Source organism: Brevundimonas sp. Marseille-Q4549 (assembly GCF_976940555.1).
On the sequence record NZ_CDRHXG010000001.1, the window covers coordinates 2,963,354 to 2,986,712 of the forward strand.

20 protein-coding genes are annotated in these 23,359 nt (G+C 66.8%); 8 read left to right on the plus strand and 12 right to left on the minus strand.

What is annotated here, in order from left to right; all coding sequences use genetic code 11:
- Window positions 1-97 precede the first annotated feature (97 nt).
- Window positions 98-976 carry a branched-chain amino acid aminotransferase gene (locus ACWPV3_RS14865; RefSeq protein ID WP_453978312.1) on the minus strand — a complete coding sequence of 293 codons (879 nt, stop codon included), beginning with the start codon at window positions 974-976 and terminating at the stop codon, window positions 98-100.
- Between the two features lie 88 nt (window positions 977-1,064).
- Between ACWPV3_RS14865 and ACWPV3_RS14870 the strand changes: the two genes are divergently transcribed.
- The 3 genes from ACWPV3_RS14870 to ACWPV3_RS14880 all read left to right on the plus strand — a co-directional run bounded on the left by ACWPV3_RS14870 (window position 1,065) and on the right by ACWPV3_RS14880 (window position 3,746).
- Window positions 1,065-1,796, plus strand: coding sequence for a response regulator (locus ACWPV3_RS14870; RefSeq protein WP_292087634.1), 732 nt, complete (start codon window positions 1,065-1,067; stop codon window positions 1,794-1,796).
- 16 nt (window positions 1,797-1,812) lie between these two features.
- Window positions 1,813-3,195, plus strand: coding sequence for an ATP-binding protein (locus tag ACWPV3_RS14875; RefSeq protein WP_453978313.1), 1,383 nt, complete (start codon window positions 1,813-1,815; stop codon window positions 3,193-3,195).
- Between the two features lie 77 nt (window positions 3,196-3,272).
- Window positions 3,273-3,746: a hypothetical protein gene (locus ACWPV3_RS14880; RefSeq protein ID WP_453978314.1), complete on the plus strand. Its 474-nt coding sequence runs from the start codon at window positions 3,273-3,275 to the stop codon at window positions 3,744-3,746.
- Between the two features lie 7 nt (window positions 3,747-3,753).
- Here the strand turns inward: ACWPV3_RS14880 and ACWPV3_RS14885 are convergent, their stop codons facing one another.
- From ACWPV3_RS14885 to ACWPV3_RS14895, 3 genes are all read right to left on the minus strand, one after another.
- The gene (locus tag ACWPV3_RS14885) at window positions 3,754-4,551 is read right to left on the minus strand and encodes a pyrroline-5-carboxylate reductase family protein (RefSeq protein ID WP_453978316.1); all 798 of its coding nucleotides are present in this window, start codon (window positions 4,549-4,551) and stop codon (window positions 3,754-3,756) included.
- Complete coding sequence (locus tag ACWPV3_RS14890) at window positions 4,551-5,054, minus strand: type III secretion system chaperone family protein (RefSeq protein ID WP_292087411.1); 504 nt, start codon at window positions 5,052-5,054, stop codon at window positions 4,551-4,553. The genes ACWPV3_RS14885 and ACWPV3_RS14890 overlap by 1 nt, the downstream gene beginning before the upstream one ends.
- A gap of 76 nt (window positions 5,055-5,130) precedes the next feature.
- Complete coding sequence (locus ACWPV3_RS14895; protein ID WP_453978317.1) at window positions 5,131-5,430, minus strand: accessory factor UbiK family protein; 300 nt, start codon at window positions 5,428-5,430, stop codon at window positions 5,131-5,133.
- A gap of 174 nt (window positions 5,431-5,604) precedes the next feature.
- Between ACWPV3_RS14895 and lgt the strand changes: the two genes are divergently transcribed.
- Genes lgt through pgeF form a run of 3 tightly spaced genes read left to right on the plus strand, consistent with a single transcriptional unit; the run spans window position 5,605 to window position 8,353 of the window.
- On the plus strand, window positions 5,605-6,489 hold the full coding sequence (gene lgt, locus ACWPV3_RS14900) for a prolipoprotein diacylglyceryl transferase (protein WP_313454323.1): 885 nt from the start codon (window positions 5,605-5,607) through the stop codon (window positions 6,487-6,489).
- On the plus strand, window positions 6,486-7,586 hold the full coding sequence (locus tag ACWPV3_RS14905; protein WP_453978318.1) for a class I SAM-dependent methyltransferase: 1,101 nt from the start codon (window positions 6,486-6,488) through the stop codon (window positions 7,584-7,586). The genes lgt and ACWPV3_RS14905 overlap by 4 nt, the downstream gene beginning before the upstream one ends.
- Window positions 7,583-8,353 carry a peptidoglycan editing factor PgeF gene (gene pgeF, locus ACWPV3_RS14910; RefSeq protein ID WP_453978319.1) on the plus strand — a complete coding sequence of 257 codons (771 nt, stop codon included), beginning with the start codon at window positions 7,583-7,585 and terminating at the stop codon, window positions 8,351-8,353. The genes ACWPV3_RS14905 and pgeF overlap by 4 nt, the downstream gene beginning before the upstream one ends.
- A gap of 23 nt (window positions 8,354-8,376) precedes the next feature.
- Here the strand turns inward: pgeF and lpxC are convergent, their stop codons facing one another.
- Window positions 8,377-9,276 (minus strand): UDP-3-O-acyl-N-acetylglucosamine deacetylase, encoded by a 900-nt coding sequence (gene lpxC, locus ACWPV3_RS14915; RefSeq protein ID WP_453978320.1) that lies wholly within the window; start codon window positions 9,274-9,276, stop codon window positions 8,377-8,379.
- Between the two features lie 194 nt (window positions 9,277-9,470).
- Window positions 9,471-11,054 carry a cell division protein FtsZ gene (ftsZ, locus tag ACWPV3_RS14920; RefSeq protein WP_453978321.1) on the minus strand — a complete coding sequence of 528 codons (1,584 nt, stop codon included), beginning with the start codon at window positions 11,052-11,054 and terminating at the stop codon, window positions 9,471-9,473.
- 296 nt (window positions 11,055-11,350) lie between these two features.
- On the opposite strand from ftsZ, the gene ACWPV3_RS14925 reads away from it, so the two are divergent.
- Window positions 11,351-13,396 carry an alpha/beta hydrolase family protein gene (locus ACWPV3_RS14925; protein ID WP_453978322.1) on the plus strand — a complete coding sequence of 682 codons (2,046 nt, stop codon included), beginning with the start codon at window positions 11,351-11,353 and terminating at the stop codon, window positions 13,394-13,396.
- Between the two features lie 411 nt (window positions 13,397-13,807).
- Here the strand turns inward: ACWPV3_RS14925 and ACWPV3_RS14930 are convergent, their stop codons facing one another.
- The 6 genes from ACWPV3_RS14930 to murB all read right to left on the minus strand — a co-directional run bounded on the left by ACWPV3_RS14930 (window position 13,808) and on the right by murB (window position 22,574).
- Window positions 13,808-16,924, minus strand: coding sequence for a TonB-dependent receptor domain-containing protein (locus tag ACWPV3_RS14930; RefSeq protein ID WP_453978323.1), 3,117 nt, complete (start codon window positions 16,922-16,924; stop codon window positions 13,808-13,810).
- Between the two features lie 163 nt (window positions 16,925-17,087).
- On the minus strand, window positions 17,088-18,380 hold the full coding sequence (gene ftsA / locus ACWPV3_RS14935) for a cell division protein FtsA (RefSeq protein ID WP_292089016.1): 1,293 nt from the start codon (window positions 18,378-18,380) through the stop codon (window positions 17,088-17,090).
- A gap of 59 nt (window positions 18,381-18,439) precedes the next feature.
- Window positions 18,440-19,327 carry a cell division protein FtsQ/DivIB gene (locus tag ACWPV3_RS14940; RefSeq protein ID WP_292089010.1) on the minus strand — a complete coding sequence of 296 codons (888 nt, stop codon included), beginning with the start codon at window positions 19,325-19,327 and terminating at the stop codon, window positions 18,440-18,442.
- A complete protein-coding gene (locus tag ACWPV3_RS14945; RefSeq protein WP_453978324.1) occupies window positions 19,315-20,256 on the minus strand; it encodes a D-alanine--D-alanine ligase in 942 nt (313 codons plus the stop codon). The genes ACWPV3_RS14940 and ACWPV3_RS14945 overlap by 13 nt, the downstream gene beginning before the upstream one ends.
- Before the next feature lie 68 nt (window positions 20,257-20,324).
- Entirely contained in the window at window positions 20,325-21,596 is a 1,272-nt protein-coding gene (locus tag ACWPV3_RS14950; protein ID WP_453978325.1) for a hypothetical protein, read from the minus strand.
- Between the two features lie 60 nt (window positions 21,597-21,656).
- Complete coding sequence (gene murB / locus ACWPV3_RS14955) at window positions 21,657-22,574, minus strand: UDP-N-acetylmuramate dehydrogenase (protein WP_453978326.1); 918 nt, start codon at window positions 22,572-22,574, stop codon at window positions 21,657-21,659.
- Window positions 22,575-22,663: 89 nt separating this feature from the next.
- Between murB and ACWPV3_RS14960 the strand changes: the two genes are divergently transcribed.
- Window positions 22,664-23,341, plus strand: coding sequence for a hypothetical protein (locus tag ACWPV3_RS14960; RefSeq protein WP_453978327.1), 678 nt, complete (start codon window positions 22,664-22,666; stop codon window positions 23,339-23,341).
- Window positions 23,342-23,359: the final 18 nt, after the last annotated feature.

Sequence of the window (23,359 nt, forward strand, 5' to 3'; positions counted from 1 at the left end):
CGATCTCGCTTCAAGGACAAAGTGACGCGGCTGGCAAGCAAAACGAAAAGAGGCGGCCCGTGCGGACCGCCCCTTTCGTCGATTTCCGCGCCCGACCTTACAGTTGGCGGCGCACCAGCCTGCCGTAATGGTCCATCAGGTCCAGCGACAGGGCGCCGGGGGTGAAGCGATATTCGCCCACCTCGGCCACCGGCGTCACCTCGACGGCCGTGCCGGTCAGGAAACATTCGGTGAAATCCGACAGCTCTTCCGGCTTCATGTCACGCACCACGACCTCGATGCCTTTTTCGCGAGCGATCTCGATCACCGTCTGGCGGGTGATACCGTCCAGGATGTGCTCGACCCTGGGCGTGTGGATTACGCCTTCCTTGACGAAGAAGACGTTGGCGCCGGTCGCCTCGGCGACATAGCCGCGCCAGTCCAGCATCAGGGCGTCGGCGAAACCGCGTCGCTCGGCCGCGTTCTTGGACATGGTGCAGATCATGTACAGGCCCGCCGCCTTGGCAGTCGTCGGGGCCGTCGCCGGATCGGGCCGACGCCACTTGGACCATTCCAGACGCAGGCCGCGCGCCTTGACCTCCGGGTCGAAATAGCTGGGCCAGTCCCACACGGCGATGGCCAGATGGACCTTGTTGTTCAGCGCCGAAACGCTGGTCTGTTCCGGCCCCAGATAGGCGACGGGACGGACATAGCAGTCGACCAGACCGTTCTTGGCGCAGGTTTCGTTACAGAAGGCGTCGATTTCGGCGACGCTGTAGGGTATTTCGAAATCGAGCAGGTTTGCGGACCGCTTCAGGCGCTCCGAATGCGGCGTCAGCTTGAAGATTTCGCCGCCGTACATACGCTCACCCTCGAACACCGACGAGCCATAGTGGAGGCCATGGGTCAGAACGTGCGTTTTTGCTTCCCGCCAGGGCACGAATTCGCCATCAAACCAGATCCAGCCGTCACGATCGTCGAAAGGAACGAAGGCCATTGAAACACGTCTCCCGCGGAACTGCCGGTGTTAGAGCCGCCCGAATCGTTCAGGTCAACGCCTTGAACGCGGAGAACGTCGCATGAGTATGACGGAATCGCGCCCGCATGGCCGCTCGGGCCCCATCGCCGGACCCGGCGTGGGCCGCCATCTGCTGATCGTCGACGACGACGACCGCATCCGCGAACTGCTGAAGGAGTTCCTGGCGCGGGAGGGTTATCGCGTCACCGGGGCCGCCCACGCCGCCGCCGCCAAGCGGATGATGGAGCTGATCGAGTTCGACCTGGTCGTGCTGGACGTCATGATGCCCGGCGAAAGCGGTTTCGACCTGACCACCTGGGTCCGCAGCAAGGCCGAAACCTCCAAGACCCCGGTTCTTCTGCTGACCGCCAAGGGCGACGCCGAGGATCGGATCGAGGGCCTGGCGCGAGGCGCGGACGACTATATGTCCAAACCCTTCGAACCGCGCGAACTGGTGCTGCGGATCGAGGCCATCCTGCGCCGCACGGGCGGCAAGCCCATCGGCCCGCGCGAGATCAAGCTGGGAAGCGCCGTCTTCGACATGGAACGGCTGGAGCTGACCCGCGACGGCGCCCCCCAGCGCCTGACCGAGGCCGAGGCGCAGCTGCTGAAGACCCTGGCCCTGCACGCCCACGCCCCGGTCGAGCGCATGAGCCTGTCGCCCGACACCGCCGACATCACCGGCCGCGCCGTGGACGTCCAGGTCACGCGCCTGCGCCGCAAGCTGGAGGCCGACCCCAAGAACCCGCGCTATCTGCAGACCGTGCGAGGCGTGGGCTATATGCTGGCCCCCGACTGAGCCGGCGACGAGAGCGATGCGGCTGCTGCCCGCCTATCTGTGGCCGCGCTTTCTGAAGCGGCGCCTGCCGACCTCGCTCTGGGGCCGCTCGTTGCTGATCATCGTCCTGCCGGTCCTGGTCATGCAGGTGGCCGTGACCTGGGTCTTCTTCGACGCCCACTGGCAGACCGTGACCGCCCGCCTGTCCGAGGGACTGGCCGGCGACATCGCCTGGGCGGTCCAGTCCTACGAGGACGACCCCTCCCCGGCCAATCTGACGCGGATCGCCGATCGGGCCGAACGGTCCATGTCCCTGTCCATCGCGCTTCAGGACGGCCGCACCTTGCCGACCGAGACCCGGCGCGGCCCCATCGGCGTGGTCGACCGGGTCCTGGACCACGCCCTGGACGCCCGACTGGACCGTCCCTACTGGTTCGACACCACCCGCTACCCGGCCTACGTCGATATCCAGGTGCAGGAGCCGCAGGGAGTCTTGCGCATCATCGCCCCGCGTGAGCGGGCCGTCGCGACCCAGGCGCACATCTTCGTCCTGTGGCTGACCATCGCCACTGTCCTGTTGATGGGGGTGGCGATCCTGTTCATCCGCAACCAGGTGCGCGCCATCGAACGACTGGCCGCTGCGGCCGAGGCCTTCGGCCGGGGCGAGACCGTGCCGCGCTTCAAGCCGCACGGCGCGCGCGAGGTACGGGCGGCGGCGACCGCCTTTCTGGCCATGCGCGACCGAATCCAGCGCCACATCGACCAGCGCACCGCCCTTCTGGCCTCCGTCAGCCACGACCTGCGCACGCCCCTGACCCGGCTTCGTCTGGAACTGGCCCTGGCGCCGCCGTTCAAGCGCCAGGACGCCATGCGGGGCGACCTGGACGAGATGGAGCATATGATCGACGAGTATCTGGACTTCGCCCGCGGCGAGGCAGGCGAACCGCCCCAGCCCGTCTCCATTCCCGATTTGCTGCAGGCGGCGGGCGAGGACGCCAGACGCGCCGGCGCCGAGGTCGAGGTGATGGCCCCCGCCGGCCTCACCGTCTCCCTGCGCCCCCTGGCCTTCAAGCGCGCCCTGGTGAACCTGGCGGGCAACGCCGCCGCCCACGGCGAGCGCGTGCGCCTTTCCGCCCGCGCCTTGGCGTCCGGCGGTCTGGAAATTGCGGTCGAGGACGACGGCCCCGGAATCCCCGAGGATATGTATGAAGAGGCCTTCCGCCCCTTTTCTCGCCTGGACGCCTCGCGCAACCAGAACCGCAAGGGCGTCGGCCTGGGCCTGGCCATCGCGCGCGACGTGGCGCGCGGTAACGGCGGCGACCTGGTTCTGGACCGCAGCGACATGGGTGGACTCAAGGCCATGATCCGCCTGCCCGCGCCCGTCACCGCGCCGCCGCCTTCCGAGCCCAAGCCTGGCTGAAAATTCATGCTCGCGCCTCTTTCGGAAGAAGCGATGGAGGATCATCTTCGATCCGACAGGGCTTGGAGATGATTTCGATGCGTAAACTCGCTTTTCTCGCGCCTTTGGCCGTGACGCTGGCCGTCGCGGCGACCGCCCAGGCGCAGCCGGTCGTCAATGTGACCGTCGGTCCGGACCTGACCCGCGAGGTCAAGAAACTGGGCGACCGCGATGTCGACCAGCAGATTTCCGACCTTCAGGCGCAGGTGGCCCAGGCGTTGGAGCGGGGCTATCCCGGCGCCACAGCCGATCTGGTGCTGACCGACCTGAAGCCCAATCGCCCTACCTTCCAGCAGGTGCGCGACACGCCCGGCCTGGATCCGATCCGCAGCGTCTCGGTGGGCGGTGCGGCGGTTGAAGGCCGGATCGTCACCGCCGACGGCCGGACCTTGCCGGTGAGGTTCTCCTACTTCACGCCGAACATCGTCGATGTCTGGGGCTTCGCGACCTGGCAGGACGCCCAGCGCGCCTTCGAACGCCTGGGTAATCAGATCGAACAGCGCCGCTTCTAGAAAGGCGTCAGCCGCCCATTTCGCGGTTGCGGCGCACGGCCGCCGCGACCGTGTCGTCCAGCATGGCTGTCAGGCGTCCGTCGCGCTGCATCGCCTCCAAGCCTGCGCGGGTCGATCCGCCGGGCGAGGCGATACGGCCGATCAGGGCGTCCAGCGCCTCGTCGCCCATGGCGTCTGCGGCGGATTTCAGCGTCGCGCGCGCCAGCGTCTCGGCCGTGGCTGCGTCCAGACCGGCCTTCACCCCCGCCTCCGCCAGAGCCTGGGTGAAGGCGTAGACATAGGCCGCGCCAGAACCGGCGACGGCGGTGGCCGCGTCCATCAGGGCCTCATCCGGCAGATCGACCGTCTCGGCCATCGATTCGAACAGGGCGCGTCCCAGGGCGCGCGCCGCAGGGTCGGCCGCCCAGATCGAGGCCACGCCCTTGCCGCGCGCCACGCCGGTCGTCGGCATCACCCGCGCTATGGGCCAGCCGCCCAGCCCTTCGGCCAGCGCGGGGGCCGTCACCCCGGCCATGACCGAAACGATCACGGCCTGATCGTTCAGGAACGGCGTCAGCGGCGCCATTGCCTGTCGCCACAGGGCCGGCTTGACCGCCACGACCAGCGCCCGCGCCGTCGTCAGCGCCTCCAGCGGCGGATTGATTTGCGCACCCTGCGCCCGCGCCGCTTCGGCGGCCGGCTTCTCGGACGGGCTCAGGATCATAAGGTCGGGCGGCGCGACCGTTCCGGTCAGCAGCCACCCCTCCAGAATGGCCGAGCCCAGCCGACCGCAACCGACCAGGACGACCGGCCCATCGACCGGCATCAGGCGGTGCCGACCGTTTCGAACAGGCAGGCGTCTATCGCCTCCTGCGGCTTCTTGTTGCCCCGGACCATGAAGTCGAAGGCGGGATAGTAGCGATCCGCCGCCTCGATGGCCGCATCGATCATCGACGCCGCCTGCGCCAGGGTCGGGCGTTCGCCCATGGGCAGGGCCAGGGAGTGACGGAAGACGATCTCGCCGTCCTCGGCCCAGACCTCGAAATGCCCCATCCAGGTGCGCTGGTTGATCAGGCCGACCAGCTCATAGGCGGCTGTCTTGCGGCTCTTGGCCACCTTCAGATCCAGGGCGCAGCACAACTGCAAACAATCCCCTTCGGGCCGCCAGGCGAACCACAGCTCATAGTCCTTCCAGTCGCCGGCCAGGGCGAAGGCCAGGTCGCCGTCGTCGGTGCGGTCGAACGGCAGATTCTCGGCCGTGAGAACATGCTCCACGACCTCCAGCGGGTCGAAGGGCACGTCCGTTTCTTCGGGCCGGGCGATATCCATCAATGGTCTCGATTCGAACTGCGGTCGCGCGAGTCGCGGCCGTTAACGGAACGGTAAGCCTGTTCGCAGATTCGGCTCAACCGGCTGCGTCCCCGGGTTGAGTTCCATCTGTGGACGTTCCCTTCAGAGGCTTGTCCGACGCCTTCCTGGCGGGCGCCGCGCCCGCTTTCAGCGCCGCGATCTCGGCGCGCAGGGCGGCGATCTCGTCCTTCAGCACATCGAATTCGTCGCGGCGGACCAGGTCCATCTCGGCGACGATCCGGTCGGTCTGGGCGCGCCAGGCGGTCTTGGCCTCTTCGCCCGCGGCCTGAGCCAGGCCCATCGCGCCCGTGGTCAGTTTGGCGAACTCGTCCAGGAGGGGATTGCGGGTCTGCATGGCGGGCTCCCACCGATCAGGGTTAACGAAGGTTCACCGAATAGAGTGAACGAAACCTTTCTTTCCGCTGCTTCGGGGGCGCCATCAAGGCGTCGTGATGCGTCTTCCCAGGCGACGAACGCCCCGACCCTTGCTAGACCGCAGTCAAGAGACAGGTCTGAACAGGAACGCCCCTTGCCCTTTCCCGAATTCGATCCGGTCCTGATCCACCTCGGACCGCTTCCGATCCGCTGGTACGCCCTGGCCTATGTGGCGGGCATCGTCCTGGGCTGGTGGTACGCCGCACGCCTGATCAAGACCGGACGCCTGTGGGCGCCGGGCAAGCCGCCGTTGACGACGACGCAGTTGGACGATCTGGTTCTGTGGATCGTGCTGGGCATCATCCTCGGCGGCCGATTGGGCTACGCCCTGTTCTACAAGCCGGTCATGTACGCCCAGTTGTTCACCGGCCAGAGCCTGGGCGAGCGGTTCGAGCTGTTCCAGCTGTGGACCGGCGGCATGAGCTTCCACGGCGGCTTCATCGGCGTGGCCCTGGCGATCATCCTCTACGCCCGCGCCAAGAAGATCGACATGCTGCGGCTGGGCGACCTGGTCGCGCCGGTCGTGCCGATCGGCCTGATGTTCGGCCGACTGGCCAACTTCATCAACGGCGAGCTGTGGGGCCGCGAGACGACCGTTCCCTGGGCCATCCGCTTCTGCAACGCCCGCATCCAGCAGATGTACGGCTTCTGCCCCGCCGGAGAGGCGCCGCGTCACCCCAGCCAACTCTACGAGGCGGGGCTGGAAGGCGTGGTGCTGTTCTCGCTGCTGTCGCTGGCGATCTGGAAGGGCGATCTGCTGAAGAAGCCGGGCTATGTCACCGGCCTGTTCCTGGTCGGTTACGGCGTCTGCCGCGCCCTGCTGGAGAATGTGCGCGAACCCGACTTCGGCATGCCGAACTTCCCCCTGGGCCTGACCATGGGGATGATGCTGTCGATCCCGATGATCCTGGTCGGCGCCTGGCTGATCTGGCGCGCCTGGAACCGGCCGCCCGCCGCAGGCCCCGCCTCGCAGGCATGAGCGGCCAGGAGACGCTGAAGGCCCGCCTGGCGCGCGAGATCGCCCTGACCGGGCCGATGACGGTGGCGGACTACGTCACTCGCTGCCTGCACGATCCCAAGGACGGCTACTACGCCTCCCGCCCTTCGCTGGGCGAAGGCGGCGACTTCATCACCGCCCCCCTGGTCAGCCAGATGTTCGGCGAACTGATCGGCCTGTGGGCGGTCGAGACCTGGAACCGGCTGGGCGCGCCCGAACGGTTCCGTCTGGTCGAGGTCGGCCCCGGCGACGGAACCCTGATGAGCGACGCGCTCAGGGCCGCACGCCTGGTCCCCGGCTTCCTCGAAGCCTGCGACCTGATCCTGATCGAACCCAGCGGACCTTTACGCGATCTGCAGGCCAGGGCCCTGGCCGACGCCGACCTGTCGCCCCGCTGGGTCCGCGATCTGACGCGGATCGAGATCGACGCCCCCGTCATCCTGATCGCCAACGAGGTGCTGGACTGCCTGCCCGCGCGCCAGTTCGTCCGCACCGAGGGCGGCTGGGCCGAGCGGCGTGTGGGCGTCACCGACGACAACAGCCTGATCTTCGGCCTGACCGCCATCTCCGGCGGTTTCGAAAAGCCCGCCTTTCCCATCGAACCCGGTCAGGTGTTCGAGATTTCCGAGCAGCAGGCGATCTTCGGCCGCGACCTGGGCGCCTTGGTCAAGGCCGCCTCGGGCGCCGCCCTGCTGATCGACTATGGCCGCGCGCGGCCCGAGGCGGGCGACACCCTCCAGGCCTTGCACCGGCACCAGAAGGTCGATCCGCTGGACGCGCCGGGCCAGGCCGACCTGACCCAGTGGGCTGACTTCCCCCTGGTGCTGGAGGCAGCCATCCGCGCGGGCGCCGACGTCACCGGCTGCCTGCCTCAGGGCGACTTCCTGCGCCGGCTAGGGATCGAAGCGCGCGCTCACGCCTTGAAGGAGGGTCGGTTGAAGTCGGGCCAGCCCCAGGCCGCCGCCGTCATCGACCGCCAACTGAACCGCCTGACCGCCGAGGACCAGATGGGAACCCTGTTCAAGGCCGCCGCGATCTTCTCGCCTCGCTCTCTTATCGTGCCCGGGTGGGACCTGTGAGCGATCTCGACCCCATCACCCATCCGCTGCTGACCGCCGCCGGCTTCGACCACGGCTTCTTCACCCGCGCGCGCGGCGTCTCGACCGGAATCTACGCCGGGCTGAACGCCGGCGTCGGCTCCAAGGACGACCCGGCCGCCGTGGCCGAGAACCGCCGACGCGTCGCCGCCCATTTCGGCGCAGACGCCGATCACCTGAACGGCTGCTATCAGATCCATTCCGCCGTCGCCCGCGTCGCCGATGGCCCCTGGCGCGGCGACCGACCCGAGGGCGACGCCGTCGTCTCGGTCGAGCCCGGTCTTCTGTGTTCCGTCCTGACCGCCGACTGCGCGCCCGTGCTGTTGGCCGATCCCGAGACCCGGGCTGTCGCCGCCGTTCACGCCGGCTGGAAAGGCGCCCTGGGCGGCGTCGTCCACTCGGCCGTCACGGCGATGGAGGCCCTGGGCGCGGATCCGCGTCGTCTCCTGGCCGTCGTCGGTCCCTGCATCGCCCAGGCCAGCTACGAGGTCGGCGTCGATTTCCAGGACCGCTTCACCCACCACGATCCCGGCAGCGACCGCTTCTTCAAACCGGGCGCCGCGGACGACAAGCGCCTGTTCGACCTGCCGGGATTTGTCCTGTGGCGGCTGCAACAGGCCGGCGTGGGCCAGGCCGTCTGGACCGGCCACGACACCTGCGCGGACGAGACGCGCTTCTTCTCCAACCGCCGCGCCTTCCAACGCGCCGAGCCGGACTTCGGTCGATTGATCAGCGTGATCTCGGCCTGACAGCCAAAGTCAGTCCGCTTGGGTCAGCCCGCCTGGGCCAGTTCCGGCACGCGGGTGACTTCGCGCCAGGCGCTGGGCGTGGCCAGCAGCTGGCGCACCAGCTTGTTGTTCAGGGCGTGGCCGGCCTTGTAGCCTTCGTATCGGCCCAGCAGCGGCGCGCCCAGCACATACAGGTCGCCGATGGCGTCCAGCGCCTTGTGCCGCACGAACTCGCGTTCCATGCGCAGGCCGCCGGGGTTCAGGATGTCGTCGCCGTCGATCACCACGGCGTTCTCCAGCGACCCGCCGCGCGCCAGACCGGCCTGACGCAGCGCCTCGACCTCATGGGCGAAACCGAAGGTGCGAGCGGCCATGATGTCCGTGCGGAAGGTCGCCTCGTCCACCGTGAAGTCGATGACCTGATTGCCGATGGCGGCCGATGGGAAGTCGATCTCCATCCGCATCTCGTAGCGGTCGCACGGCATCAGGGCGGCGTGCTTGTCGCCCTCGACCACATGGACCGGCTCCAGGATTTCGATATAGCGTTGCGGCGTCGATTGAGGGCGGAAACCGGCGCGGTCCAGCAGCTTGACGAAGTCGCGCGCCGACCCGTCCAGGATCGGCAGTTCCGGCCCGTCCACCTCGACCACGGCGTTCGACACGCCCAGGGCCGCAAAGGCCGACATCAGATGTTCTATGGTCGACAGGCGCACGTCGGCGGCGTTGGCGATCATGGTGTTCAGGCGCGCGTCCACCACCGCCTCGCCCGAGACCGGAATGCGGTTGTCCCGGTCGGTCACATCGGTGCGCACGAACACGATTCCGCTGCCCACCGGCGCAGGGCGGACCGCCAGCCGCACGCGGCGGCCGGTGTGCACCCCCACCCCGGCGATGATCGCGGGGGCGACGATGGTGCGTTCGTGATGGTCGTTCCTGACCGGCAAACTCAAACTCTCTGCTTTGCGCGCGTCCGCCTCTTTCGAGCGGATTGCGCCTTGCGTTGGATTTAGCGACCCGCCCGCAAGTGCGAAATGAAAGTCGGGTTTCGGATTGTTTCGTTCCGGAACAGGCCTCGGCCCTGCAATTGAAGACGCCCCGGAGCCGAAACTCCGGGGCGCGATCTCAGGACTTGGTGCGATCAGTTCGCGAGGCGCCGAAGAAAGGACGGGATTTCCAGGTCGTCGTCGGCCTGTCCCGCCTCCTGTTGCGGCTGAGGGGCCGCCTGGGCCGATGAGCGCATCTGCGGGGCCGGACGGGCGCCATAGCCCGGCTCGGGCTGCGGCTGGGCGCGTTTGCCACGACCGAACAGGCTCCAGCCGCTGCGGCGGTGATCCCGGTCGTCATAGTCGTCGACCGCCGGCTGGGGCGCGCGGTTGGCGTAGAGGTCGTCCTGCGACTCGGCGCGCGCCGGCTGGGCCGAAGCGGCGGGCGCGCGGGTCTCGTACTCTTCCACCCACGGATCGATGATCGGCTCCAGATTGCGGGCCTGGGGTTGGGGTTCGGCGACGCGGATCACCGGCTCGGGGCGCGGTTCCGGCTCGCGGGCCTGAAAGGTCGGAACGACCGGCGCCGGCTCGATGCGGGGCTCCGGCCGGGGCTCGGGCGCGCGTTCGGCGCGAACCGGCTCGCGATAGGTTTCGCGCGTCGGCTCGGGCGTGCGGGTGGAAGAGGCGCCGTACATCCCGCCGGCCGATCGGCGGGCGTCGTGGCCCGGCAGGGTGGCCGCAGGCGCGATCGGCTCGATACGACGCGCCTCGCCCTCGTCCATGCCGGTGGCGACGACCGAGACGCGGATCTTGCCTTCCAGCGCCGGATCGAACGCGGCGCCGAAGATGATGTTGGCGTCGCCGTCCACCTCGGCCGAAATGGCGTTGGCGGCCTCGTCGACTTCCAGCAGGGTCATGTCCAGGCCGCCGGTGATGTTGACCAGCACGGCCTTGGCGCCCTTCAGACTGGTCTCGTCCAGCAGCGGATTGGCGATGGCGTTCTGGGCCGCCAGCAGGGCGCGGTCGTCGCCCGAGGCCTCGCCCGTGCCCATCATCGCCTTGCCCATTTCGGACATCACGGCGCGGACGTCGGCGAAGTCGAGGTTGATCAGGCCCGGCAGAATCATCAGGTCGGTGATCGAACGCACGCCCGAGTGCAGCACCTGGTCGGCCATGCCGAAGGCGTCGGCGAAGGTGGTGCGTTCGTTGGCGACGCGGAAGAGGTTCTGGTTCGGAATGACGATCAGTGTGTCGACATAGCGTTGCAGCTCGGCGACGCCCGCGTCAGCCAGGCGCATCCGGTGACGGCCTTCGAAGGTGAAGGGCTTGGTCACGACGCCAACGGTCAGGATGCCGCGATCACGCGCGCATTTGGCGATGACGGGCGCCGCGCCCGTGCCGGTGCCGCCGCCCATGCCGCAGGTGATGAACACCATGTGGGCGCCTTCCAGGTGCTGATGGATCTCGTCGGCGGATTCCTCGGCGGCGTTCATGCCCACCTCGGGGTGGGCGCCGGCGCCCAGGCCCTGGGTGATCGTTTCGCCCAGCTGGATGCGGCGATCGGTCTTGGCGAACGACAGGTGTTGCGCGTCGGTGTTGGCCACGACGAACTCCACGCCCTCCAACCCAGCGTCGATCATGTTGTTGACGGCGTTGCCGCCCGCCCCACCGACGCCGAACACGACGATCCGGGGTTTCAGTTCCGTGTGCTGCGGCTTGACCAATGAGAGCGACATATTCGTGTTTCCGACCTGCTGACCCGCCCCTTCAAACCAACCGACCGCCCCGCCGAATCGCTTTGGTTATGAGCGCGTTAAGGATTGCGCCCACGAGGGTTAAGAGAAGGTTACGGCGATAATGTGAGTCGGGGCGATTGAAAGCCGCTTTTCAGTAGCTTGGCCGTGGAATTCAGTGACTTTTGCACCTTTCCCTTCCCGTGCTCCATTGCGGACGCTCGTGGCGTTTGGTTGAGTGCCCCCAATTGAAGAGCCGACTACATTTGGAAAATCGGTTCAGGGGAGCTGCTACCAAAATGCGTCTTGTCTCAACCGCCGCCTTGTTCGCGGCCATCGCCTGCGTGGGTGCATCGCCCGCCCTGGCGCTTGACATCGCCGCCGCACCTGCGGGCGCAGCGGCCGTCGCCGCGCCGACCATCCAGGACTTCGCCGCATTTCCGCGCATGTCCAGTTTCACCGTCTCGCCGGACGGCAAACATATCGCCGCGCTTCAAGCCCGCGGCGAGGCTCAAGTGATCCTGGTCTGGGACGCCGAGCATCTGGACCGAACGCCTACAACCATCGGCGCGTCACAAATGAAGGTCCGGGGGGTTAGCTTCGTCAAGAACGACGTTCTCGGCGTGACGATGTGGCAGCCCTATGATGTGTCCGGCGCCGGCAACATAAAGACCTTCCTCAGCAAATTCCTGCTGACAGATCTCGAAGGCCGCAACTGGCGTGATCCCATCAATTCTTTCCGCCCACGGTCGGACGGCGAGGCCGAATTCCTGAAAACCCAGAGTCCGTCCGTTCTGGATTCACTGCCGAACGATCCGGACAACATCCTGATCCAGATCGGCAGCGACGTCTTGCGACTGAATGTACGGACCAATCGCGCCGAGCGCATTCAGCGCGCCAACGAACGTGTCATCGGCTACTCGACAGACCTCAACGGTGAACTTCGTATGCGCAGCATCGCCGACCGGGATGCTGACGGGATTTATATCGCCACCCAATTCCGCAACGCCTCCGGTGGCTGGGATGAACACTTCCGGAGTCACGCCAAGAATCGGGAAGTCTTCGCGGTCGCTGGCTTCAGCACCGATCCGAATATCGCCTATGTGATTTCGAACCGAGACCGGGACAAGGCGGCGATCTTCGAATACGATGTGGCGGCGCGCCGGCTGGGCGAGGTGGTGTTCGAACACCCTCTGTTCGAAGCCTCAGGCATGAGCATCAATCGCGTTCGCGGCCCTCATTTCGGCGAAGTCCGTTCGTTCGAATACAACGGCCCTCGCGAAACCGAATACCCGATCGCTTCTGGATATGAGGCCCTGACTTCGGGGCTAGAGCAGGCGCTGCACATCGAAAAACACCCGCTGCAGGTCACAGATCCCGCCACCGGCGCAACGCGCACCATCTCCTACGCCACCGATCGCTACATGGAGGTCCGAGCGGCGTCGCAGGATTGGAGCACCGTGGTGGTTTGGGCCGGCGCATCGAACGATCCCGGAACCTATTCCATCTTCCGCAATGGTCAGCTGACGCCTCTGGGACAGCCCTATCCCCAGATCAACCCCGCGTCGATCGGCAAGACGGAACTCGTCTATTATAAGGCGCGGGACGGCCTGGATATTCCCGCCTTCCTCAGCAAACCGCCGGCTGACGTTTTTGGCCCCGGCCCCTATCCCACGGTCATCATGCCGCATGGCGGACCCTGGGCCCGTGACGAAATGACCTGGGACTATTCGTCCTGGCGCGCCATGCTGACGTCGCGTGGCTACGCTGTATTGCAACCCCAATACCGCGGCTCCGACGGCTGGGGCAAACGCCTCTGGATGGCCGGCGACAACGAGTGGGGCCAGAAGATGCAGGACGACAAGGACGACGGGGCCTTGTGGCTGGTCCAGCAGGGGGTGGCTCAACGGGATCGCATCGCCATGTTCGGCTTCTCGTATGGAGGCTACGCAGCCATGGTCGCCGGCATCCGTCCGGAAGGGATTTACAAGTGCGCCATTGCTGGTGCGGGCGTGTCGGATCTCACGCGCATCCGTTCCAGCATGTTCCAGAACCCCTACACTCGAGAGGCGCAGCGCGACACCGTCAGCGGCCTTAATCCCATCACTCGAGCAAACGAAGTCAAGATACCGATGATGGTGTTTACAGGGGATCGGGACCAGACTGTCACCCGCGATCACTCCGATCTGTTCGTCAGTCGCGCACAAACAAGCGGGCAGGACATCCAGTATCACCTGATTAACGATTACGCCCACGGGCCAGCTTGGACCCGCGCGATCATGGCGCAACAGCTCGGTTATATTGACGACTATCTGAAGTCCGGATGCGGAGGTCACGGCCTATAGGGCCGTCATTTCCGTGGCCTTGGAGCCGCCTCCCATGTCGGAGGCGGCTTTTCTTTTGCGATTATGTACGGCGCCGCAGCGATATCCAGCCGCTATTAGGAAAGAACTCGTCAAGCGGAAGCTGGGAACGCGGCGCGTTCACGGCGCCCTCAGACATCGTCGCCTCCCCCTTCACCGCATGATCGCTGGACGTTGACCTCAGCCGTCGCGTGGAAGGAGCGGTTCTTCGCGTTGGATTTCTAGCCCCGAAGTGCTCCACGCCCGCCAAGGTCAGCGAACTGCGGCCGAAGTCAGGCCAGCTGCACCGGGATGATAGTCAACCGAACAACTGTCTTCTAAGGGGCCCTCCATAAAAAAGGCGGCGAACCGAAGTTCGCCGCCTCTTTCTTGTCTTCTCTGTGAAGCGCGTTCTTAGAACGACTTCGACAGGTTGATGAAGACGGTCCGGCCGACCATGTCGTAGCCCGAATACAGCGGAGCGTTGCCGACCCGGTTGTAAAGACCCGACGAGATGACCGGCGGCTCCTCGTTGAAGAGGTTGCGAACACCGGCGGTCGCCGACCAATCGTCGGTGCGGTACTGCACCGACACGTTATGCAGCCAGTAGTCCGGCACTTCGAAATCGTAGCCGAGAGCGGCCAGATCCTGAGAGAAGTTCCGCTGGTAGTACGAGTAGTCTTCCGTCGCCTGGATGTACTCGACGCCGTAACGAACGCGCCATTGATCCCAGGCATAGGTCAGATCGGCATAGCCGGAGAACTCAGGAACGTTGATCCGGCCGGTCTGATCCCGGATGGGATCGGTCGGCAAGGTCTGGCTGTAGTTCTCGGTCACTTGCGTCACACCGAGGTTGGCCAGCACGCTGCCGGGACCGACATCCTTGCGATAACGCAGGGTGTAGTCCAGGCCCTTCACCGAGTCCGTAGCGATGTTGATGTAGCTGCTTTCAACCGTAAGCGCGTTGTTGTTGGACGCACGCGTGATGAAGGCGCAATTTCCGGCCTTGGCGTTGAAGTCCGCGGTCGGCGAGTTGAAGCAGTCGCTGAGGATCGTCGCGCCACTCAGACGAGTGATCGAGTTTTCGATCTTGATCTCGTAATAGTCGGTAGCGAACGACAGATTACCCCAACCCGAAGGCAGGTTCGGCTGGAAGACGAAGCCGACGGTCAGGTTGTCCGAGGTTTCCGGTTCCAGATTGTTCGCCGCGCCACCCAGGGTGAACACACGAACGCTCTGGTTCTGGGTGAAGCCCGAAGACAGACCCAGGCCCTGCGAGGTGCAGTTCGCGATCCGGTTCGGGTTCGAGGTGGCCGTCAGGTTGTGGCAGGGGTCGGTCGTATTGGCGATGAAGCCCGAGGTGGCGCCCAGGAACTGCTCGAACAACGCCGGAGCGCGGTACGAGGTGCCGTAGGTGCCGCGGAACGTCAGCCAGCTGACCGGCGTATAGACCAGACCCGCCTTGTAGGTCGTGTCCGAACCGGCGTTCTCATACGAGGTGTAGCGCGCCGAAGCGTTCAGGGTCAGCGACTGCGCCAGCGGCATGTTGGCCAGAAGCGGCACTTCGACTTCGCCGAAAACTTCCCAAACCGACTCCGAGCCGCGGGTGGGCGTCGAGGTCGAGTAGTTCAGCAGGTTGGCGGTCTGCATGTCGTAGCTGGGCGTGTCGTCGATCGACGCATCACGCCATTCGGCGCCCAGGAAGGCCGAGACCTGGCCGGCCGGCAGGGTGAACAGCGGACCGTCGATGCCGACGCTGACGACCTTCTCGATGTACTCGGTCGTACCGGTGACGGGACGGAACACATAGTTCACCCAGTTTTCAGGCAGCACGCCGCCAACCGTCTGGGAGGTCAGGAACGGAGCCGGAATACAACCCGCCGTCGGGTTCGTCGTATTGATACGGCAGGTTACGGTGCCCGTCGCGCCCGTGGACAGCACGCCGGAACGCGTCAGGGCTGCCGGCGTACCCGTAGGCGCGACAACGACGTCCAGCGAGTTCTGCATCAGATCGATGAGGAACTGCTCCGACGTATACTCGGACTTCGAGCGCGTATAGCTGGCGTAGGCGTCATAGCGCCAACCCGGCATTAAGAAGTCGCCGCGGATGCCGACCAGTTCCTTGGCGAAGTCGACCGTCTGCTTCGAGTGATCGTTTCCGAAACCGATGAAGGCGCGCACGCCGACGTTGGCGTTTGCGAACGGCCCAGTCGTGGGACTCAGACCCTGGTTGGCCGACAACGTCGAGAAGCCCAGATTCTGCGGGATCAGCAAGTTACCCTTGTAGTAGTCCAAGGACAGCTGACGGTAGCCGGTTTGTTCCGACTCACGACGGTTGATCAGCAGTTCGCCGTAGACTTCGGCGTTGCCGAGCGCCTTCAGGTCATACGACCCTTCCAGATACAGCGTGCTGATTTCGACCGGCGAGATCAGCGAGGTGTTCAGCTTGCGCGGTTCGAACGTGTCACGAATGTTGAGGTTCGTGGCGACAAGAGCTGTACCGGCTTGGTTCAGTTGGAAGCCGCCGACCGCTTCCCATCCGACCAGACCGGTGGTCGCGGCCGAATTCGGGCGCCAGCGGTTGGCGTAATAGAAGCTGTCCGGGCTGCCAGCGCCGCGGAAATAAGCCGGGTTGTTGTAGATGAAGGTCTGGGTGTTGCCCGTGCCGATCGTGTTGATCGTGACGCCGTTCGAACCCGTGTCCGTGATCGGATAGCACTTGGACCGGCCCGTCCGCGGGTCGATGAAGTCCGTCCCGTTCAGCATGCCGTCGATGTTGCACTGCGTGAACTCGCGATCCGCCAGGGTCACTTCCTCACGCGTGAAGCGTTCGGCCGAACCCGCCAGGTGCCAGCGGTCGCCCGTCGCGCCGGCGACGATCGAGAAGCGCGACGAATCACCGGCGCCGTTGGCGTCGGTAGGCGCGTTATACTGCCCCTCGACGGTGATGCCGTCGATGTTGTTGCGGGTGATGATGTTCACCACGCCGGCGACGGCGTCGGAACCATAGACCGAGGACGCGCCGTCCTTCAGGACTTCGATCCGCTCGATCATCGCGGTCGGCAGGACGTTCAGGTCGGTCGAACCGACCGAGCCGCGCGAACCGGCGGGCGCAACGCGGCGGCCGTTCAGCAGAACCAGGGTGCGGGTGGCGCCCAGGCCGCGCAGCGACAGGGTGTTGGCGCCCGGACCGCCGTTGGTGACATAGCCGCCGTAAGCGTTGTTGATCTGCGAAGTGCCGCCCGTGACGGCCGTGCCCTGAAGCACTTCAGTCGTGGAGTTGAAGCCAGCCAGAGTGGCTTCGTCACGCGTCACGACCTGAACCGGAGACGGCGAATTGTAGTTGTCGCGGCGTAGACGCGAACCGACGACCACGACTTCTTCAACCTGCGTCGCCTGCTCGGACGACTTCGGCGCCTGCGTATTGTTGTTCGATTGGGCGTATGCGCTGGGAGCAACCGCGACCATACCCGCGGCGAGACCCGCGACGATGGTCGAGTTCAGCAACCGTTCCTTGGTGATAATGTTCACTATCGTGAATTCCCCACATGAGCGTCACCAGAATTGTGACGTACTGGGGCCGCTTCTAGGCCGTTCGGCGTCCGGGCCGCAAGCCAAAACGACACAGCTTGGCTACATCCGACAACGAACCGTCACAATCTAGACACACCTTATGTCCGTTTGGAAAGGTGGTTTACAGATTGTCCCGCAGCCACCCCGCCACACGTCCCACCACATTGCCACGATGCACACGGGGTGCATCCGCTGCGGTGATCTGCCGCGCCATCAGTTTCCTGGCCGATACGGCTTCACGCGGGCCGTAGGCGGCGCGCAGGAGGACGCCGGCGGTGGCGCAGAAGGCGGGGCCGGATGCGGCGTCGGCCAAATGAGGCGCCCGTTGCGGCTTGCCCAGGCGGACGGGGCGGTCGAAGACGCGCACGGCCAGTTCGCGTACGCCGTTCAGCTGGCTGGCGCCGCCGGTCAGGACCATGCCTGCGCCGGGCTCCAGTCCGACGCCTGCGGCCTTCAGACGGTCGCGGAGCAGTTCCAGGGTTTCCTCGACGCGCGGGGCGATCACGGTCTTCAGCATGGCGCGCGGGACGATGACCGGGCCGGCGGAGGCGTCCTCGCCGCGCGGCGGGGCCTCCAGCATTTCACGGTCTTCGTTGGCGCTGGCCATGGCCGAGCCGTGCAGGGTCTTCAGACGTTCGGCGCCGGCCTTGGATGTCGACAGGCCACGCGCGATGTCGGAGGTGACGTGGTCACCGCCGACATTCAGGCTTTCGATATGCAGCAGCGAGCGCCCGCCCCAGACGGCGGCGCTGGTCGAACCGCCGCCCATGTCGATGCAGACGGCGCCCAGGTCCATCTCGTCCTCTTCCAGCGCGGCCAGCGAGGAGACGACGGGCGCGGCGGCGACGCCTTGCAGGTCGAGGTGCGCCAGCTCCAGGCAGTGGCTAAGGGTCGTGAACACGTTCTCGGCCATGGAGACGACCAACAGGTCCAGCCCCAGAGAGCCGCCGCGCATCGCGCGCGGATCGTGGACGCCCCGCGCCCCGTCCACCGACCAGGCTATGGGCAGGACATGGATCGGGCGACGGTTGGGCAGGCGGATCTGGGCCAGGGCCATGCCGATGGCGCGCGCCAGATCGGCGTCCCCGACCGGATTGGCGCCCAGAGAAACGCGGGCCTGGACCCGGTGGCTGGCCATCTGGCCGATGGCGGTGGTGACGACGACGCCGGAGACCGGGCTTTGGGCCGCGCGTTCAGCGCGTTCGACGGCGTGGCCGATGGCCTGGGCGGCCTCGTCCATATTGATGATGGCCCCGCCCTTGACGCCCTTGGACTGGACGTGGCTGGCGCCCGCGACGCGGATGGTGCGGTCGGCATGACGCACGCCGTCGGGCTTCATGATGAAGCAGGACACCTTGGACTGGCCGAGATCGAGAGCAGCGACCACGGGGGCGCGCCCGGCGCGGGGGTCCATCACCCGCCCTTGATCGTTCGCCGCCCCGCGCTGCTTCGTCGTCATCTCAGCCACATTCCTCAGGCTTCGCCGGCCGGTCGCACGGCGACCTCGTCGGGGGTTCTCAAGTCCACGCGGGCGAAGCCCAGGTCCAGCAGCCGCTCGCGTTGATCAAGGGCGTCCAGACGGATCAGCGCCGCCTCCTGGTCCACCGCCGGCAACTGGATCAGGCTGCCGTCCTTCAGACGCAGGTCCCAGCGGCGTTCGTCGACCCGCACCAGGGCGTCGATCCGGCCCATCAGGCGTGGTCGCTGGTTCAGAAGCGGCAGGATGTCGCCGGCCGCCGCATCGGCGCCCTTGCCCACCACCAGCGGCAGATTGGGATACCGGCGCGCATCGGCGCCCGCGATGACCTGACCGCGCGCGTCGATGACCTTGATCTGACCCGCGACCTGCCAGACGGCCAGGCGGTCATGTTCCTTGACTTCGACGACCAGGGTGTCGGGCAGCAGGCGCACCACCCGCGCCTCCTTGATCCAGCCCACGCCCTGAACCCGGTCGCGGATGGCGTCCAGATCCAGACTGGTGATCGGCTGACCGGCATAGACGCCCAGCGCCTGTCGGATAGACGGCTCGGCCTCGGCCGAGGCGCCGGCAATATGGACTCGGTTCAGCCTCAGCCCCATGCCGGCGGTCATCTTGCCGACGCTCTGGGAGACGGACGCGCCGATCCGCTCGGCGCGCGCGCCGGTAGCCAGGACGCCCACGACCAGAAGCGCGCCTGCGCCCAGGGCGATCAGGGCCGAACGGGGCGAAATGTCGATGCGGCCGATGGCGGCCATCTTTCCAGGAATGGGCGAGGCGTTGCGTGGCGCGCCCCCCCCGCGCGAGCGCCCGCCGCTAGGCGCCGGACCGCGTTGTGGAGCCTGATTGCCCTGTCGCCGACCGCCGCGAACTACCGCGGGCATGAGGCGTCCTCCACCATCCACCGAACCAGATCATCGTAACTCATTCCGGCGTAGGCGGCCTGCTCGGGCGCGAGCGAAGTCGGCGTCATGCCGGGCTGGGTGTTGACCTCCAACAGGACCAGATCGTCCTTAACATCGTCATAACGGAAGTCGGATCGGGACACCCCCCGGCACCCCATCGCCGCATGGGCCAATTCGGCCTGACGCAGGGCCGTTTCGAAGACATGAGGCGGCAGGACGGCTGGCAGAACGTGGACCGAGCCGCCCGGCGCATATTTGGCCTCGTAGTCGTAGAAGCCCTTGGTCGGGGTGATGTCGGTCACGGTCAGGGCGCGCGGCCCGGCCGCCTCGCCGATCACGGTGACGCACAGCTCCTTGCCCGCGATATAGGGCTCAACCATCACCTGCTCGCCATAGGTCCAGTCTGCAGCGCCGACGGCGGTCTGCGGGCCGTTGGCGCCCTGGGGCACCAGAAAAACGCCGACCGAAGAGCCTTCGGCGTTCGGCTTGATCACATAGGGCGGTTCGATGACGTGACGGCTGGCGACCTCGTGGCGGTCGTACAGACCGCCGCCCGGCGTCTTGACGCCTGCGGCCCGCAGCACGGCCTTGGACTTGTCCTTGTCCATCGCCAGGGCCGAAGCCAGCACGCCGGAGTGGGTGTAGGGAATCTTCAGCGTCTCCAGCACGCCCTGGACGCAGCCGTCCTCGCCCCAGGCGCCGTGCAGACAGTTCAGCACCACATCGGGCTTGATCAGGCCCGACAACACATTGGCCAGGTCGCGCCCGGCGTCCACGCGGCTGACGCGCACGCCCTGACGCTCCAACGCCTGGGCGCACTGTTGCCCCGACGACAGCGACACCTCGCGCTCGGCGGAAAGACCGCCCATCAGGACGGCGACATGAAGAGAGGAGAAGGGGCGGGTCATGGGCGGCTCCAGAACCGTCTGGATGCCGCGCAGGTCGTTAACAGCCCGTCAACCAAACCCTCATCAGGTCATTGAAGTGTTGAAGACGGCGTCGCCGGCGCCGCCTCGACCGTCGCAGGCTGGGCGGAAGCGACCGGCGTGATCACGATGAACGGCGGGTTGTCCTGAACCGCCGGCCGCAGGTCCAGCGCATAGAGATAGGCGCCTTCGCACGGCTGGCGGTCGCCATAGGTCCAGTCGGCCGCACGGTGGCGCACCTCGGCGACGGCGGCCGGGGACGTGGGCGCCACCAGATCATCGCGCAGCGTCATGTCCGGGCGCATCTGCTCGCCCGACAGGTCGAACGCCCCGGCATAGACCGCCTCCCCGTCCCGCGCCTCGAAGCCGGAGGCGCCCAGGCAGAAGTGGGTGATGTACGGCCCCATGTTGACCGCGCTCAGCCGCCACCGTCCGGGCGGGACGGAAAAGGTCTGGGTGACGGCGCGGGTGCGGTCGCCCCGGGCCGCGCCGCGCGTCGGCAGGGCGACGGCGAACAGGGCCGGCCGGCCGTCATTCTCCCACGGCTGGATGTCCGGCGCCGGGCCCTGGCGAGTGAAGATCAGGGTGCGTCCGCCCTGCTCGGCCATGCCGGTCAGACGCACCGTCACCAGGGCGTCGCCGGGCTTGATCGCCACCTCTTCCGGCTTCAGGGCGCGGGGCGGACGGGCGGTGCGCGGCGCCTGGGGGCCTTTGCGCGACGACGCGGGCGCGGCGTCGGACGGCGGCAGGGCCTGGGCGCTCAACGACACCTTGTCCAGATCGCCGGCTCGCCCGATCACCACCGTATCGCCGCGCACCGCGTCATTGTCGTACACGCGCACAATCTGGCCTTGGGGCGCGGCGGCGCCGACGCGGTCGGCCAGGGCGTCGTGCAGGGCCGCCGGCTCCATCGCGTCCAGCGTCTTGCCCTCGGCCTCGTCCAGCCGCACCACGCGCCAGCCGTTCACGACCATGCAGTTTTCCAGATTGGCGGCGACGCCGCGCCGCTCCTGCATGCCGTTGACCGCGCCCTGGATCATGCCGACCACCAGCGCGCCCAGCAGGCCGCCGGCCGCCGCCGCGCCCGCCGCGCCATTGTCGTCGGGTTGGCGCATCCGCTCGCCCTCGACCAGACAGGCCCGCAGCGCCGCGTCATGCTGCGCCAGATCGGCGCCCGCGCGGTTGAAATAGGTGTATCCGGCGCTGGATCGCGTCAGGTCGATCCGCTCGACGCCCGGCGCGGCGGCGCGCGTGACGATCTGGGCCTGGACAGGCTCTGCGGCCATGACCAGCAGGCCGGCGGCGATTGCGATACGCTTCATTTGGATTCTCCCCCAAGAATCCGGCTCTAGGATGGGGCGTCCTCGCCCGCAACCTCGGATTTATGACAGAGCGCGCCCGATTCGCTTGATCTCCCAGTCCAGTTGAACGCCTGTCTTTTGCAGGACATCGGCGCGGACGGTTTCGCCCAGTCCCTCGATGTCGGCGGCGGTGGCCTCGCCGGGATTGATCATGAAGTTGGAATGCAGTTCGCTGAACATGGCGCCGCCGCCGGTCACGACGTGCAGCCGGCCGCGCCAGCCCGCCTCGTCCACCAGCTTCCACGACGAATGGCCGGGCGGGTTCTTGAAGGTGGAGCCGCCGGTCTTCTCGCGGATCGGCTGGGTCGTCTCGCGGCGGCTGGTGATCTCGGCGATGCGGGCGGCGACGGCCTCGGGCGCGTCGGACGTGCCGCGATAGGTCGCCTCGACCCAGATGATGTCGGCGGGCGCCTGGGAATGGCGATAGGTGTAGCCGAAGTCGGCCAACGCATAATCCACCCGCTCGCCCGCCCGCGTCAGGCCCCAAGCCGAGACCAGAACATCCTTGGTCTCCGCGCCGTAACAGCCCGCGTTCATGGTCAGGGCGCCCCCGACCGCGCCGGGAATGCCGGCATAGAACTCCAGCCCCGCGATCCCCGCCTTGGCCGCCGCGCGCGCCACCATGGCGTCCAGCGCCCCGGCGCCCGCCGTAATGGTCAGGCCGTCGGTCATGATCTGCCCCCAGGCGCGCCCGGCCAGACGGATCACCACCCCCTCGACTCCGCCGTCACGGACGATGACGTTCGATCCGACGCCCAGAACCGTCACCGGCGCGGCCGGGTCCAGCGCCTTCAGGAAGGCGGCCAGATCGTCGGCGTCCGCCGGAATGAACAAGGCGTCCGCCGCCCCGCCCACCCGAAACCATGTGTAAGGCGCCAAGGGCTCGTTCAGCAGCAACTTGCCGCGCACGGAGGGGAGATCGTCTTTCCAGGAACTCATACCGCGTCGATAGCCGCGCCGGCCGGGAAATCAAAGAGGCGCGCGACATGGGCTGGCCCGACGCTGCCGTCCTAGCCTACAGAGGATGCATGACGCTTCTTCGCGCACTGGCGATCATCGCGCTCAGCATAGGCGTAACCGCCGTCATCCTGCTGGGCTGGATCGGCCTCGTCTTCGTCGTCAACACCCATACGCCGGTCGCCATGTCGGCGGAGGCCGCGCTGAACCTGATTCTGGTGGTCCTTTTGGCCCTGATCGGCCTGCCGATCTTCCATACCGCCCTTTACCGCTGGTTCTGGCATGTCCGGCGGCGGACGGCGCAGGGCGCCTTTCCGGTTGGCCAGCCCCCGGCGTTCGGATCGGAACAGACCGCCCCGCCGCCTCGCACCGTCAAGACGACGGGCCAGCGCTGCCTCTACGCACTGGTCTATGTCGTCGGCGTCGTGTCGCTGATCACGGCCTATGCGCCGCTCGGCCATCAGGAGGCCCTGAACGCCTTTCTCGCCCGGTTCAGCGCGGGCCGCGCCTCCTTCACCAGCCTGGCGCAACTGGTCGTCATCTTCCTGCCGATGGCCGCCAGCTTCGCGATCATCGCCCCTCTGCTGGAACGGGATCGGCGCCGGATGGCGGCGGGTCTTGCGGACGAGGCCGAAGTCCTGCGGCTTCAGGTCAAGCAGGAATGGCTGTTCTCCTTCGCGACGGCCTTCGTCATGGCAGGCTTCACGGCCTTCCTGGCCGGCCACATGATCCTGCAGTTCCTGGCCTGAAAGGCGGGTTAGCCCGGT